General features: G+C 51.5%; 1 protein-coding gene. It reads right to left on the bottom strand.

Translation table 11 applies throughout. From position 1 onward, the window contains the following. A partial coding sequence (locus AWU74_RS08665) for a transposase (protein ID WP_162505134.1) occupies window positions 1-258 on the bottom strand: 258 nt, incomplete at its 3' end. Between the last annotated feature and the right edge of the window lie 175 nt (window positions 259-433).

Raw genomic sequence — 433 nt, 5'->3', positions numbered from 1 at the left:
TACGTCAAAATTTTCTCTATTTCCTTTTCCCGCTTTACGGACAATCCGCTTATATATGCTTTTCCGTTTCGCTAATTCAGTTGGTATGATTCTCCGCGGAGACACCGTGGGCGTCTGCCACGCCGCCGCGTTGATACACAGGCGGCTGTCTTTCGCCGCTCCCCCGTGCTTCCCTGCCTGTCCGGGCAGAAGGTCTTTTATCCGTTCCCACGCCTCGTCGCTTATATCGTGCCTGTGAATGCCTTCATTTTCTTTCATGTTTCTCATTTTACCTCTTTCCCCTATCTAGTCCACACTGTCTAGGGTGGAGGTATATGGATATGGTGCTTTGTAATATACCATGCGCTCTGCCGCCCATACGGTATGCATAAAATACGGTACGCATTGTAGGCACTCCCCGCACGGGCGTCTGTTTGTCCCCGCCCCTTGGCAA

Source organism: Treponema endosymbiont of Eucomonympha sp., from assembly GCF_001028545.1.
The sequence above is the reverse complement of the archived record's forward strand: the minus strand, read 5'-3'. Positions and strand labels throughout refer to the sequence as shown.